At 32.3% G+C, this 12601-nt stretch carries 8 protein-coding genes; 3 read left to right on the forward strand and 5 right to left on the reverse strand.

Annotation, left to right across the window (positions count from 1 at the left end):
• Positions 1-295: 295 nt before the first annotated feature.
• Genes IEU88_RS10285 through IEU88_RS10295 form a run of 3 tightly spaced genes read left to right on the forward strand, consistent with a single transcriptional unit; the run spans position 296 to position 5188 of the window.
• Entirely contained in the window at positions 296-2254 is a 1959-nt protein-coding gene (locus IEU88_RS10285) for a beta-glucoside-specific PTS transporter subunit IIABC (protein WP_103373068.1), read from the forward strand.
• Between the two features lie 27 nt (positions 2255-2281).
• The gene (locus IEU88_RS10290) at positions 2282-3712 is read left to right on the forward strand and encodes a 6-phospho-beta-glucosidase (protein ID WP_103373069.1); all 1431 of its coding nucleotides are present in this window, start codon (positions 2282-2284) and stop codon (positions 3710-3712) included.
• A 24-nt stretch (positions 3713-3736) separates the two neighbouring features.
• Positions 3737-5188 carry a glycoside hydrolase family 1 protein gene (locus IEU88_RS10295; RefSeq protein WP_103373070.1) on the forward strand — a complete coding sequence of 484 codons (1452 nt, stop codon included), beginning with the start codon at positions 3737-3739 and terminating at the stop codon, positions 5186-5188.
• A gap of 102 nt (positions 5189-5290) precedes the next feature.
• Here the strand turns inward: IEU88_RS10295 and IEU88_RS10300 are convergent, their stop codons facing one another.
• The 5 genes from IEU88_RS10300 to IEU88_RS10320 form a co-directional block, all read right to left on the reverse strand.
• The gene (locus IEU88_RS10300) at positions 5291-6562 is read right to left on the reverse strand and encodes an amidohydrolase family protein (RefSeq protein ID WP_103373071.1); all 1272 of its coding nucleotides are present in this window, start codon (positions 6560-6562) and stop codon (positions 5291-5293) included.
• A 451-nt stretch (positions 6563-7013) separates the two neighbouring features.
• Complete coding sequence (pbp4, locus tag IEU88_RS10305) at positions 7014-8072, reverse strand: penicillin-binding protein PBP4 (RefSeq protein ID WP_103373072.1); 1059 nt, start codon at positions 8070-8072, stop codon at positions 7014-7016.
• A 115-nt stretch (positions 8073-8187) separates the two neighbouring features.
• Positions 8188-8865 (reverse strand): M15 family metallopeptidase, encoded by a 678-nt coding sequence (locus IEU88_RS10310; RefSeq protein WP_103373073.1) that lies wholly within the window; start codon positions 8863-8865, stop codon positions 8188-8190.
• 385 nt (positions 8866-9250) lie between these two features.
• The gene (locus IEU88_RS10315) at positions 9251-10750 is read right to left on the reverse strand and encodes a glycosyltransferase (protein ID WP_096808137.1); all 1500 of its coding nucleotides are present in this window, start codon (positions 10748-10750) and stop codon (positions 9251-9253) included.
• Positions 10751-10906: 156 nt separating this feature from the next.
• A complete protein-coding gene (locus IEU88_RS10320; RefSeq protein WP_103373041.1) occupies positions 10907-12403 on the reverse strand; it encodes a glycosyltransferase in 1497 nt (498 codons plus the stop codon).
• Positions 12404-12601 lie beyond the last annotated feature (198 nt).

The following is a 12601-nucleotide window of genomic DNA, read 5'->3' on the forward strand; positions in this document are numbered from 1 at the left end:
AGCGTTGACATATTTTTTTATAGAGGCTATACTGTATTCAAACTTATATTTTGTTACTTTTGACGTTGCTATCAACGTTTGGGGTTGTAACTTTAAGTAGGCAAAACCCAGAGTAATGCATTACGAACCTAACTAGAGGTCCGTATGTGTATTATTCTGGGTTTTTTTGTTTTTATTTAGCTAAAGCTAGCCTAGCTATTTGTTTTTAAATAAATTACGTTAATTGATTGGCCACAATCGACGTATTAAACTTATTTATCCTTTAAACAAAACGAAAATTGAGGTGAATTTATCAATGAAATACGAAGATTTAGCAAAAGATATCGTAGAAAAAGTGGGAGGAGAAGAAAATATTAATTCTCTTACCCACTGTATTACACGTTTACGTTTTAAATTGAATGATGAAGATAAAGCTGATACAGAATATTTAAAACAGCATGATGAAATCGTCACAGTAATGAAATCAGGCGGACAGTACCAAGTGGTGATTGGTAACCATGTCCCTGATGTATACGATGCAATTAATAAAATAACACGTTTAGGCTCAGATAATGAAAATCACACACAAGAGGCTAATTCAGGTAATATGTTAAATCGATTTATTGATTTAATATCTGGTATCTTCCAACCTATTTTGGGCATTCTTGCAGCTGCTGGGATGATTAAAGGTTTCGCTGCACTATTCTTAGCACTTGGTTGGTTAACTGAATCATCTGGTACCTATCAAATATTATTTGCATTGGGAGATGCATTATTTTATTTCTTCCCTGTATTTTTAGGTTTTACTGCTGCTAAAAAATTTGGCTCAAATCATTTTATTGGTATGGCCATAGGTGCAGCCATTGTATACCCTTCATTAGTATCTGCAATGGAACTAGGAGCTAAAGGAGCGCATATACTTTTTGCTGGTACCATTTTTGAAGTAGAGTCAAATTTATCATTTCTAGGTATACCAGTTATATCTATGACCTATACATCAAGTGTTATTCCTATTATTGTTGCGATTTATTTTGCAAGTATCCTTGAACGTAAATTGAAACGTATTATTCCAGATGTTGTTAAAACATTCTTTGTGCCATTTTTCACTTTACTCATTATTGTTCCACTGACTTTTATAGTGATTGGACCTATATCTTCTTGGATCGCTAATTGGATTGGTTCAGGAGCAATAAGTATCTATGAATTAAGCCCTATATTAGCTGGTTTATTGCTAGGTGCTTTTTGGCAAGTATTTGTTATATTTGGAATCCATTGGGGGCTTGCTGCAATTATGATTAACAATGTTTCTACCATTGGGTATGATATTATATTCCCACTTATTTTTGCAGCATCTTTTGCTCAAACTGGTATTGTTATTGGTATTTTCTTAAAAACAAGAAATACTAAACTGAAATCAATTTCTTTACCAGCTGCTATTTCTGGCTTGTTTGGTGTGACTGAACCTGCAATTTACGGTGTTACATTACCTAGAAAAAAACTCTTTATTTATAGTTGTATTATTAGTGGCTTATTTAGTGGATTTGTTGGTTTCGCAGGTACAAAATTATACTTTATGGGCGGACTTGGCATTTTTGGTTATACCACATTCATTGGCGATAATGGCTTAGATTCTACGTTCTGGGCTATTGTAGTTGCTTCACTATTAGCCGTGGTTGTCGGTGGTATCGTTGGTTATATTGTCCATTCTGATAAAAAAGAAACTAAAGTACAAGCTACCGCACCAGAATCAGAACAACCTAATAATGATCAAAATAGTAATGATACAGTCAATGCCATAAATGAAAATATGCCAGAACCCAAGGATGACTTTATTGTTGCACCTGTGCCCGGTGAGATGAAAAAGCTTGAACTTGTTGATGATCCAGTATTCTCATCTCTTGCAATGGGTAAAGGCGTCGCTATTAAACCTTCCTCGGACATCATCGTGGCTCCGTTTGATGCAACTGTAGAAAGTCTATTCCCTACTGGGCATGCAATCGGTCTGAAATCAAAAAATGGGACAGAATTACTCATTCATATAGGTATTGATACAGTGAAATTAGATGGTTTAGGCTTTGAACCATTAGTAAATCAAGGCGATATCGTTCAAGTCGATCAACCGCTTATACAATTTGACTCAGAAACAATACGCAACCATTCATACGATGACATCGTCATGGTTGTAATAACCAACACAAACGAAACAAAAGACGTCGTTATACAAGCACAAAACACAATTAAAGAAAAAGACTCGCTCATCTCTGTTATTTATTAATTTCAAAAATTCAAGGAGGTCAATGATATGTCAGTATTAGGTAAAGATTTTTTATGGGGCGGCGCTATCGCTGCCAATCAAGTTGAAGGTGGATATGATACAGCTGGTAAAGGACTAAGTCTTGTAGATTTACTTCCTGCAGGAGAAGCACGAAAAGCACCACTATTTAATCCAGCTAAAGGGTTAAATAACAGTTTTGATTTTTACCCTAGTCACCAATCTATTGATTTTTACCATCGTTATGAAGAAGATATCAAATTATTTGCTGAAATGGGATTTAAAGCATTACGCTTTTCAATTTCTTGGCCTAGGATTTTCCCACACGGTGATGAAACTGAACCGAATGAAAAAGGTCTAGCATTCTATGATAAGGTATTTGACACTTTAGAAAAATATGGTATTGAACCGATTGTTACTATTAATCATTTTGATACGCCCTATTATTTAGCTGAAATTTATGGTGGATGGTATAACCGTAAAACTGTAGATTTCTTTTTAAATTACGCTACTGTCCTATTCAATAGATATAGTCATAGAGTTAAGTACTGGATTACACATAATGAAATCAATATGATTTTGCATATTCCTTATATTGGTGGCGGTTTAATTATCCAGGAAAATGACAATAAAAACCAAATCATGTACCAAGCTGCCCATCACCAACTTATTGCCTCAAGTCTTGCTACAAAAATTGCTAAAGAAATTGATGAAACAAACCAAATTGGCTGTATGTTAGCAGCTGGTGACGTGTATCCCAATACGTCACATCCAGATGACGTCATGGCTGCACTATCAAAAAATAGAGAACAATATATATTTATAGATGTTCAATCTCGCGGTGAATATCCTAGTTATAGTAAACGTATGTTTGAAGATTTGGGTGTATTTATTGAAAAACAGACTGGTGACGACGAAATTTTAAAAACATACACAGTAGATTATATTTCATTTTCTTATTATTCAAGCCGACTCGAAAGTGGAAATAAAGAAATTAACCAAAACAAAGAAGCTGGGAACGCCTTTGCTTCACTTAAAAATCCTCATTTAGAAGCGTCAAATTGGGGCTGGCAAATCGACCCAGTGGGGTTAAGAGTAACAATGAATCAGATATACGATCGCTATCAAAAACCATTATTTATCGTGGAAAATGGCCTAGGTGAAATCGATAAAGTCGAAGAGGATGGCAGCATTCATGATACTTATAGAATTAAATATTTAAGCGAACACTTAAACCAAATGATTGAAGCGGTGAAAGATGGCGTACCATTGCTTGGATATACTTCGTGGGGTTGTATAGATTTAGTTTCAGCAGGTAGCGGTGAAATGAAAAAACGCTATGGCTATATTTATGTTGATCGAGATAATAAAGGGCATGGCTCTTTAAATAGATTACGTAAAGATTCATTTTATTGGTATCAACGTGTTATTCAAAGTAATGGAGACAACTTATCATACTAATTTAAATATAAAGGAGTATTAAATATGAGAAAAATCAAAGGATTTAAAAAAGGATTTTTATGGGGCGGCGCTACAGCTGCTAATCAAATCGAAGGTGCGTATAATTTAGACGGTAAGGGCTTATCTAGTGCGGACTTCACAGAATATATTCCTAAAGACCAGCGTCGCGGAGATAATAATATGGAAGTAACATCCGATTTCATTGAAAAAGTTACTTCCGGACAGTATCAAGGTCGCTTCCCTAAACGTGATGGTATAGATTTTTATCATAACTATAAAGAAGATATTAAACTATTTGCTGAAATGGGATTCAAAGCATTTAGGATGTCCATCAATTGGGCACGTATTTTTCCAAAAGGCTACGAAAAAGAACCTAATGAAGCCGGTCTCGCTTTTTATGATGATGTATTCAAAACACTAAAATCATACAATATCGAGCCTGTTGTAACGCTAAGTCATTATGAAACACCTTTTGGTTTAACAGAAAAGTACAATGGTTGGATAAATCGTAATGTCATTAATCATTTTGTTAATTACGCTGAAACTGTTTTTAATCGTTATAAACATGACGTAAAATACTGGATAACATTTAACGAAATCAATGTTATTAATATTTCGCCTTTCACAGGTGGTGGTATTATTTCAGATAAATTAGATTATCCTTTAGCAGCTTCATACCAAGCGCTGCATCATCAATTTGTAGCGTCTGCACTAGCTACTAAAAAACTAAAAGAAATAATTCCGAATGCCAAAATGGGTTGCATGATAGCCCGTATGAAACATTATCCATATACTTGTAACCCACAAGATGTTTTAAAAGCGCAGCAAGAAGACCAAATGAATTTAATGTATACTGATGTACAAGTTAGAGGTGAGTACCCTAACTATTACAAACAATTTTTAGCAGATAACGGAATTGAATTGGATATTCAAAATAATGATTTAGATATCATTAGACAGCATACAGTTGACTACTTATCATTTAGTTATTATATGTCTATGTTATCTTCTGTTTCTCCTGAAGGACAAACTACGCAAGGTAATTTAATGAACAGCTTAAAAAATCCTTATCTAGAAGCGTCTGATTGGGGTTGGCAAATTGATCCGATTGGTTTAAGAATTGTGTTAAATGAGCTATGGGATCGTTATCGCGTGCCATTATTCATTGTAGAAAATGGTTTAGGCGCAGTCGATGAAGTGGTTGATGGCGCAATACATGATGACTATCGTATAGATTACTTAAGCAAACATATGAGTGAAGCTAAAAAAGCTGTTCAAGATGGTGTAGATTTAATTGGTTATTTATCTTGGGCGCCAATCGATTTAATTTCTATGTCTACAAGCGAAATGACAAAACGTTATGGCTACATTTATGTTGATCAAGACAACTATGGTAATGGCAGTATGAAACGAATGAAAAAGGATTCATTTGAATGGTATAAAAATGTAATTTCAACTAATGGCACATCATTATAATACATTCCATTTATGAGCGGGCACTGTTCTAGTGCTCGTTTTTTTATAAAAAATACCAACGACTTAAGCGTTGGCATTATCTAAAAATTAAAAGTACGTATATTATTTTGTTTTGCGATCAATATCTAATTCGGTTGTAAATTTGGGTGTTTCTTTTTTAAATAAATATGATCCATTTCGAATAGATGCAATACAATCCACACGTCGACGTTGTGCTTCAAATACATTTGGGGCATCCAGTACAATAAAGTTCGCTGGTTTCCCTTCAGATAATCCATAAATATCACCCAATCCCATTAATTTTGCTCCATTATAAGTAATTAAGTCAAAATTACGTGGAAAATCTTCTTCGCGCATTAATTGTGTCGCATGTAAGCCGTTATCTAAGATATTCATTAAATTACCAGAGCCAGCTGGGTACCATAAATCAACAATTGAATCTTGCCCAAAAGCGACATTAATCCCATTATCTACAAATTCTTTAACACGCGTTAATCCTCTTCTTTTTGGATAAGTATCTTGTCTACCTTGTAAATATAAATTTTCAGTTGGACAAGAAACAAAATTCAACCCAGATTGACGGAATAACCCCATCATACGAAATGCATAAGCATCATCGGCTGAACCAAACGAACAAGTATGTGAAGCTGTGGTTGATTGACCGTAACCTTGTTTCATCGCTTCTGCATTTAACTTTTCTAAGAAACGCGCTTGTGTATCATCCGTTTCGTCACAATGGACGTCAATTAATTTATCATATTTAATAGCAAGCCTAACGATTTCTTTAATGGATTCGACCCCTTCTTCTGGGCTCCATTCATTATGTGGGATACCTCCAACACAATCTGCACCTAACCGTAAAGCTTCTTCAACTAAGTCACGCCCCGTTTTACCTTCTTCTTTAAAAGAGTACATACCATTTTGTGGAAACGCTACGACTTGAATTGTAATATTATCTTTTAATTCATCTCTTACTTCAAGCGCTGCTTTAATACCAGTTAAGTTTGGATCCGTACAATCTGTTTGTGCACGAATGTACTGTGTTCCATAACCTGCAACATCATTCACTGCTTGGCGCATACGCGATTTCATTTCTTCTTTTGTCGTGCCTTTCTTATAATCATTCCATAAATCAATAGCCTCAAACAATGTGCCAGATGTGTTTTTGATTTGCGGATCTTGTCCTGTAAAGTAGTAATCTAAATGAAGGTGAGCATCAACATACGGCGGCAAGACTAATGCCCCTTCTAAATCAATAATTTCATCGGCTTTACCAAGATTATTGCCAAAAGCCTTGAACTTACCATTTTCTACTAAAATTTCTGACGCCTTATCATGTTTATAAATTGATACATTAATGAATTTTTTACTCATTAATCAAACCTCCTATGCTTTTCTACCATAAGCCTTAAGAGACATTTAAGCAATTGATTTCCCAGGCAATATATTTTTTGTCCCTCTCTCAGTTTCCTCGTACTATAAATGCTTTAACGACTTAGGATATAATAAAATGCTGACACATACCATCGTTAAGATGGCGTATCAACGTTTTATTTAAATGGACGGCACAGTTTTATAAAAATAAGTGCTTACTTGAATCATCATTTAATTATCATCTGTGATATACGCTTTAATTAACTAGACGTTTTCATAAGGAACCTTACGTTTTATAACGGTATGGGCGGTTAGTATATTTTTTAAAAACTACAATGTTTCTAACATACATTATTTTGAAGTTTACTTTGTAATGTTTAATTCATGTTTTATCTAAATAAATTTTTGAAAAAAGCCGTGAATTTGTTTTCCTCTTTCTTCAATGAAACATCTACCTTTGGCGCGTGTGTGTACCCTTAATAAATTGCCGTTTATAAGACACGTATGCTTTGCCTTTTTTATCCACATTCAATTTCACGTTCTTCATCTTTTTAGGGACAACGTCGTACAAATCATTTTTGACATGATATGTTTTATCGTTAATTTCATGTTCGCCTTCGCTTAATACTTTTCTATATTCATATTTATCAAATTGTTTATTGATATGTTTATTAGCTATTTTATGACGTTCGTTTTTTGCTTTATTGCTTGGGAAAGGCTTAACATTTAAAATAGCTTCATTAAGACGCAAACCATCACGTTTACTCGTTAACGCTAGACTGTAGCCTTCATCACTGGTCCCCGTTTTTAAACCATCCGCCCCTTTTAAGTCAAACCGTTCTCCTTTTAAAGAAAGATTTTTAGTTTTCAATTCTGTATCAAATTGATTATCTTTCGTCTTAGAACTATACGTTAAAACCTCAGGATGATCTTTTAATAAGTGTTGCATTAAAATTGTCATATCTTGTGAAGTTGTCTGAGTCTTACGCTCTTTTTTATATTTTTCAGGCGCATATTGATGTAATAGTTGATTATCTGCACCTGTAGGATTTACAAAATGCGTATGTTCCATACCAATCTTTTTAGCTTTATCATTCATTTGATTTGTAAATCTCGACGTTGAACCAACTATTTTTTCACCTAAAATCAGTGTCGCTGCATTACTTGATTCTAAAGTGATCTGTCTTAAAAATTGATCAATAGTATAAGCCTGTTCTGCCTCTAAAGGGACGCTTGCTAAATTAGGTAACTCAGACATCTTTTCATAATCTGGCGTTATCTGTATTTTGTCTGATGCTTTTATATCCCCATTTTCTATAGCATCAAAGGTCAAATACATGGTCATCATTTTAGTTAGAGAAGCTGGATCTGTTACTTTGTCATCATTAGATTGATAGAGAATTTGACCAGTTTGAGTTATCACACTAACACTTTCTGGTTTATATTGGTCACCATATGTATCTTCGGGCGTTGCTGATTGAGCTATTGCTGAAGATGTTGGTATCATCATAGTTAAAGAAAGTATACAACTTAGAATCACCACGCTTATTTTGTTTAACACTTATGTTCATCCCTCTCTCAATGATTTATAATAAGTAGCCAAAATACCTTAAATGTGAACCGTATTATTTTGGGTATAAATCTAAATATTCCTCTAATGTTTCGCGATGATTATATAGCGTTTTAGCTGTATCTTTTCCTACATATCTTATATGCCAAGGCTCATATTGATAACCAGTTATATGCGTTTTGTCCTTAGGATATCTTACAATAAACCCGTATTTATGCGCATTACGTTTTATCCATTGTCCTTCTTCTGTTTTACCAAATGATTCTTTGAAGTTGGTATCTGTGTTCTCAGAAACAACATCATATGTCAAACCAGTTTGATGTTCTGAATGACCTGGTTTAGCACTATATTTATTGGCAGCTTCTTCTCCATCTCTTTGAACATAACGATTAAATAATTGTTCTTGAGTTTGATAACTTCTAAAACCACTTGCACTTGATAAATGATATCCTTTCTTATTACCGGCGTTTAATAATTTATGTAATGCTTCACGGGCCACTTCGTTCTCACCCGGGTTAAAATGTTCTGGTAAGGAAATATCTTTATTTACAATTAAAATCTCGTCGATATAAGTAACACCGTTCTTAACTGTTTTATTATGTTCATTTTCTTTTTTTTGACTTTGCTGTTTTTCATGTTTTTTGCTATCTGTATGACGGGGTTCACTCTCTTGGTTCGAGCATCCAACTAAAATTAAACACAACATGATAACCAATAATTTAAACTTATTCATTGTTACTCCTTCAGAAAATAAATTTAAAACTAATATAATACACAATATAATAGTTAAGCAATTAATTGCATTCACCATTAATATAACACGCGGTACACAAGAGACAAAGTTTTTGCTAGCATTTTTATCTTTTATTATTAATAATAGCAAAACTATAACGGTTAAAACGTTATTTCTTTTTTAATAACATATGATTTATAAAGACAAAAGAACTTTGTAGCAATAGCACAAAAATGACATAAAATATACCAATCTCTTGTATGCTAAAAAACAGTTACCATCCTGAGTTTGAGAATGGCAACTGCTTTTACGTTATATATTCAAATTGTTAAGTTGGATGTTTAAATTATTAATAAGTAGACTTTATAAAAAATGTCTATAATATTTATTTAGTATACCCTATATCTTGAAATAGTTTATTATAGTTTTCTACAGCTTTTTTATGACTTAGTTCTGATCTGGTCTCAACGTGGTCAAATGGCTCTTCTACAGTTTTCACCATATATTCTGTAAAGGCGGTAATATCGTCCGGTTCAACTAGATAACCATTTTCCCCATGTTTAATAATTTCTGACGGCCCATACCTCACATCATAAGAAATTACTGGACAGCCAACTTCAATACTCTCCATTACAGTTAACCCAAACCCTTCAAATTTGCTTGTTAACAATGCAGCTTTTGATTTTTGGAACTCTTTTAAAGGCGTATTTGTATATTCATTAATCTCTACTTTATCTTGAATACCAAATTGCTCGATTAAGTCTAACAATGCTTCTTTCTGACCGTCTTCATCTTTTCCAAATATTGCTAATTTCATATCATATCCATTGTCTAAAAACTGTTTATATGCCTTAATTAAATGATCTATTTGTTTAGCTTTACCTAACCGTCCTAAATAGATAAATCTATTTAATTGCTCAATATCATTATCGCGCGGATAGGGCTCCATGGAATGGGGTATAATTGCAAAACGATGCTGATCAATCGCTGTTTCTTTTTGGATATCATAGGTTTGCTTATGTGTTAATATAATATACTTTTCAACTTTGTCAGAGTGTTCTAGTGCAAATCTATAAGAACCTTTGATTTTTTCTCCATTTAGATGACTACTATGAAATACTAGAATATTTTTCGTAGCATTGGATTGCGTTAATAATGGTTTATCTAATAATCTTGCATCATTAAATACGATGTCGTTATCATTAAAACGTTGTCCAAAATAATATTTAAATAAATCCCTCTCATTACTAAAAGCTAAATAAGGTCTGCTATTGTTGTATATTTGTATATAGTCTAACGTGTTATCTTTATCATTTTTAAAAAACTTTTTACAATATACATTTTCCTGTGTGTCAAAATATACTTCGTATGATTTTGCAAACGGGTTATGTATATAATAGATTTTTCGATGTAATTGACCAAACATATTATATTCCCAGCGTTCTAATCTTTTTTCACTAATTGGCGACATAAAATCTTCAAATTGTAGAACATCACTAGACTGATAATATTTGCGATAAAGTACAAATTGATTTTCATTAAAATAGCGTATGACGCTTCCATTTTTTGACGGTTTATCCGTTAAACCTTTGATTTTACGATTTGTCGTTTGATATTTTGGTTGATTTTTAAATTTCTTTTTAGGTGTCTCTAATAGTTTAAAACCACTCAACCAATCATATAAATTTTCAAACTCTGTATTTTTGGTTACTTTTCCCTCATTAATGAATTTTTCATATACTGAAGGATAATTTGCGTTATAGTTCGTCGTAAAAATTTTATTGGTTATACCTAATTCCGTATCCATTAATTTAATACGGCTTAACAACGCTTTCGTTCTACCACCATGTACTGGCGGCAATGTACTTGTCACTGTATAAATCATGCTTTTCCCTCATTTTCATCCCTATTATTTATTACTTTATACTATCATTTTACATTTTTTAATACGACAATATCAGAAAAGTGTTTTCTTTTAATCGATAGTAATTACTAACCAAAATAATTGAGTTTAATATGTTTATACTGTATTAAAATGCTTTTATTTAGTATAGCCGATGTCTTGAAAAAGCTTTGTATAATTTTGAATCGCTCTATCATGGCCTAGTTCTGGTCTTGTGTGTACATGAGTGAGTGGATTATCTATTATCTTAGCCATATAATCTGCAAATGCTTTAATGTTATTAGGTTCAACCAAGAATCCGTTTTTATTATGATCGATAATCTCTGAGGGCCCATACCTAACATCATAAGAAATTACTGGACAACCAACTTCAATACTCTCCATTACAGTTAATCCAAAACCTTCAAATTTGCTTGTTAAAAGTGAGGCTTTTGATTTTTGAAACTCAATTAAAGGGTTATTTGTGTATTCATTAATATCTACTTTGTCTTGAATACCAAATTGTTCGATTAAATCTAACATTTTCTTTTTCTGTCCCGCTTCATCTGGCCCAAAAATTGCTAATTTTGTTTCATATCCATAATCTAAAAATTGTTTATAAGCTTTGATTAAATGATCTATTTGTTTTTGAGCCCCTAGTCTGCCTAAGAAAATAAATCGATCTAATTTCTCTACTTTGTCAAGAGATTTATAAGATTTAATAGAGTGCGGAATCACATTCAAACGATTTTGTTCAAGAGATAGCTGATTTAAAATATCTTCTTTTTGTTTTTCCGTTAATAATATATATTTTTCTACTTTTTCAGAATGGTTTAAAGCAAATTTATAAGCATTTTTAATATGTTTACCATTTATATGACTATTATGAAAAACTAAAATGTTTTTAGTAGCGTTCGTTTGATTTAACAACGGCCCATCTAATAATCTTGCGTCATTAAACACTACATCGTTATCACTAAAACGTTGTTCAAAATAAAATTCAATCAATGCTTTTTCATCACTAAAAGCTAAATAAGGCCTGCTATCCTTATAAATTTGAATGTAGTTTAATGTATCAGTATCAGTATCAAAATACTTTTTACAATATATATGTCCCTTCGTATCAAAATACACTTCGCATAATTTTAAAAAAGGTTTATGGGTGTAGTAAATCTTTCTATGCAATTGACCAAATTCATTATATTCCCAACGTTCTAATCTTTTTTTACTAATGGGTGACATAAAATCTTCAAATTTAATCACATTACTATCTTCGTAGTATTTTCTGTATAATACATAATTTTCATCATCGTAATATCTCATAACATTTCCATCATCATAGCTTTTATTTTCTAAGCCTTCAATTTCACGATTCATTGTTTGATTTTTTAAATTTTTTTTAAATTTTTTTTTAGGTGTCGTTAATAAATTAAAACCACTTAACCAATCATATAAATTTTCAAACTCTGTACTTTTCGTTACTTTTCCTTCATTAATGAATTTTTCATATACTGATAGGTAATTCGCATTGTAATTTGTCGTAAAAATTTTACTCGTTATACCTAATTCCGTATCCATTAATTTAATACGACTTAATAACGCTTTTGTTCTGCCACCATGCACTGGTGGCAATGTACTCGTTACTGTATAAATCATGCTTTCCCCTCATTTTCACTATTGTATTTACTTAAATCGTTATGTTTCATGTTACGATGCTAGTAAATTAATTATTTATTTTGAATGATTTAATAATTATGTCCTATATATTATAAACTACTATGTATAAAACATCTAATATTATTTAAGCTTACATTTATTTTCAAAAAAGTAATATTTGAATATCTAATTAAATAT

Origin of the sequence: Staphylococcus nepalensis (genome assembly GCF_014635045.1) — a bacterium.
Classification (GTDB): domain Bacteria; phylum Bacillota; class Bacilli; order Staphylococcales; family Staphylococcaceae; genus Staphylococcus; species Staphylococcus nepalensis.

Coding starts and splice junctions, on each gene's coding strand:
- IEU88_RS10285 (WP_103373068.1), top strand. CDS start 296: ATGAAATACGAAGATTTAGCAAAAGATATCGTAGAAAAAGTGGGAGGA.
- IEU88_RS10295 (WP_103373070.1), top strand. CDS start 3,737: ATGAGAAAAATCAAAGGATTTAAAAAAGGATTTTTATGGGGCGGCGCT.
- pbp4 (WP_103373072.1), bottom strand. CDS start 8,072: ATGATGATACCAACATCTTCAGCAATAGCTCAATCAGCAACGCCCGAA.
- IEU88_RS10290 (WP_103373069.1), top strand. CDS start 2,282: ATGTCAGTATTAGGTAAAGATTTTTTATGGGGCGGCGCTATCGCTGCC.
- IEU88_RS10300 (WP_103373071.1), bottom strand. CDS start 6,562: ATGAGTAAAAAATTCATTAATGTATCAATTTATAAACATGATAAGGCG.
- IEU88_RS10310 (WP_103373073.1), bottom strand. CDS start 8,865: ATGAATAAGTTTAAATTATTGGTTATCATGTTGTGTTTAATTTTAGTT.
- IEU88_RS10315 (WP_096808137.1), bottom strand. CDS start 10,750: ATGATTTATACAGTGACAAGTACATTGCCGCCAGTACATGGTGGTAGA.
- IEU88_RS10320 (WP_103373041.1), bottom strand. CDS start 12,403: ATGATTTATACAGTAACGAGTACATTGCCACCAGTGCATGGTGGCAGA.